Consider the following 2,339-nt stretch of genomic DNA (forward strand, 5'->3'; position numbering starts at 1 on the left):
GGCATCCACTCGGCGACCCGCAAGGCGCTCTTCCCCGACCACCCCGGCCCCCGCTACTCCGGCGCCCCAGGTCTCGTGCGGGGCGAAGGGCCGCCCGGGGGCGGGGACGACGACGCGCCAGCTGGTGGCGCCGGAGTAGCGGGGGCCGGGGTGGTCGGGGAAGAGCGCCTTGCGGGTCGCCGAGTGGATGCCGTCGGCGCCGAGGACGAGTTCGGCCTCGAGTTCGCTCCGGGCCCCGGTCCCGGTGTCCGTGACGGTGACGCGGGCGGGACGGTGGTCGTCGCCGGGGTCGGTGACGGTTGCGGCGGCTCCGGTACGGACGACGCCTTCGGGGAGGGCGGAGGTGAGGAGCTCGACGAGGGTGGCGCGGTGGAGGAGGACGAGGGGGCCGCCGAAGCGGGCGGCGGCGGCCTTGGCGTCGGTACGGGCCAGCCAGCGGCCGCCGGGGGTGCGCATGCCGCCGTCGCCCTGCCAGGCGGAGAGCTCACGGACGCGGTCGCCGATGCCGATGACGTCGAGGGCGCGCTGGGCGTTGGGGGCGAGGGCGATGCCGGCGCCGACGGGGGTGAGGTCGGCGGCGCGTTCGAGGACGGTGACCTGCCGGCCGCGCCGGTGCAGGGCGACGGCGGCGGTGAGTCCGCCGATGCCGGCTCCGACGACGACGGCGCGGTGCTGTTCCATGGCTGCTCCTCGGCTCGGGACGGGCTGGGCGACGGGCACTGCGGGTGCGGTGAGCCCGGCGGGTACGTCGCTCTCACTACAGCTGTAGTGAGGCCGACACCGCGACCGTACTACACCTGTAGTCACACCGGTAGTAGGTTGTCCCCCATGACCTCAGCCACCGCCGGGACCCCGGCCCCGGAGTCCCCCGCCTCCCGCGCCGAGCGGATCGGCGACGCCGCCCTCGCCCTCCTGGTCGAGCGGGGGATGCGGGGCCTGACCCACCGCGCCGTGGACGAGCGGGCGGGACTGCCGCAGGGGTCGACGTCCAACCACGCCCGCACCCGGCAGGCCCTCCTGGAGACGGCCGTACGGCGCCAGGTCCAGCGCGAGGCCGAGGTCCTCACCCCGCACGAACTGCCGGACCCCAAGAGCGGCGGCGACGCGCTCGTCGACGCGCTCGCCCTCGCCCTGCACCGCTATCTCACCGACCACCGCGCCCTGTTGGTCTCCCGCTACGAGCTGGCCCTGGAGGCCACCCGCCGTCCCGAGCTCCGGAGCTTCTTCGACACGGCCGGCGCGACCTTCCACACCCCGCTGATCGCGATGATGACGGCGGCCGGCTCGCCTGAGCCCGAACGGCACGCGCTCTCCCTGATCGCCTGGTGCGAGGGGCTGATGTTCTCCTGCGCGGCGGGCTCCTTCCACGCGGCCGTGCCGAGCCGCGCGGAACTGCGCACCGGGTTCGACGAGTTGCTGCGCGGCATGCTCGGCCCCCGCCCCTGACCCGGCGGCCGGAAACCGCTGGCGCCGCCGCGCGGTCCCGGGAGACGATGCCGCCCATGACCACCGAACACACCGAATCCGTCCCGCGCGTCGACCCGTCCACCACCTCGGGCGAGCGCGAGGCCCTGGAGCAGTGGCTCGACTTCCATCGCGCGACCCTCGCGATGAAGTGCGAGGGGCTCGACGACGCCCAGCTGCGCACCCCGTCCGCCCCGCCGTCGGACCTCAACCTGCTCGGCCTGGTCCGGCACATGGCCGAGGTCGAGCGCGGGTGGTTCCGCCACGTCCTGGCCGGCGAGGAGCGGCGCTGGATCTACTCGACGGAGGAGGACCACGACCGGGACATCCACGTCACGGACGAGGACACCTACAAGGAGGCGTACGCCACCTGGCAGGCCGAGATCGCCCACGCGCGCACCCTGGCCGCCGGCCGTGACCTCGACGACCTGGGGGTGGGAAAGCACCGCACCGGTCGCACGTTCAACCTCCGGTGGATCTACCTCCACATGATCGAGGAGTACGCCCGCCACAACGGCCACGCGGACCTCATCCGCGAGCGCATCGACGGCGCGACCGGCGACTGACCCGGCGCGGACGCCCCGGCCGGTCAAGATCCCCGCGCGGCTCACCCGTGCGGGGCATTCCCCGCCGGTAGGGGCGCGAAGATCACTGCCGGGCCAGCAGAGTTGCGCGGGTGCATGGAACCCGAACCACAGCGAAGATCCTGGTCGGGGCGGCGGTCGCCGCCCTGGCCGGCTGCGTCTCGGTGGACGCCCCGCCGACGGCGCCCACCGTCGCCCCCGCGCCCGCGGCCGACACCGTACGGCCCGACCAGGACGTGGCACCGCAGATCGTCGAGGGCCCGGCCCGGGAGGCCCTCGACGATCTGCGGT

General features: G+C 74.8%; 3 protein-coding genes and 1 pseudogene. 3 read left to right on the top strand and 1 reads right to left on the bottom strand.

What is annotated here, in order from left to right; translation table 11 throughout:
- Positions 1-681: FAD-dependent monooxygenase (locus tag CCN56_RS40970; RefSeq protein WP_143664852.1), on the bottom strand; the 681-nt coding region annotated here is incomplete at its 3' end.
- A 147-nt stretch (positions 682-828) separates the two neighbouring features.
- Here CCN56_RS40970 and CCN56_RS40975 point away from each other — a divergent pair.
- The 3 genes and pseudogenes from CCN56_RS40975 to CCN56_RS40985 form a co-directional block, all read left to right on the top strand.
- On the top strand, positions 829-1,446 hold the full coding sequence (locus tag CCN56_RS40975) for a TetR/AcrR family transcriptional regulator (RefSeq protein WP_086832577.1): 618 nt from the start codon (positions 829-831) through the stop codon (positions 1,444-1,446).
- A gap of 56 nt (positions 1,447-1,502) precedes the next feature.
- Complete coding sequence (locus tag CCN56_RS40980) at positions 1,503-2,030, top strand: DinB family protein (RefSeq protein ID WP_086832578.1); 528 nt, start codon at positions 1,503-1,505, stop codon at positions 2,028-2,030.
- A gap of 110 nt (positions 2,031-2,140) precedes the next feature.
- A pseudogene (locus CCN56_RS40985) lies at positions 2,141-2,339 on the top strand (hypothetical protein); the annotation flags it as partial.

The sequence above is a fragment of the Streptomyces sp. NRRL B-24572 genome, from assembly GCF_002156145.1.
Lineage (GTDB): Bacteria > Actinomycetota > Actinomycetes > Streptomycetales > Streptomycetaceae > Streptomyces > Streptomyces vietnamensis.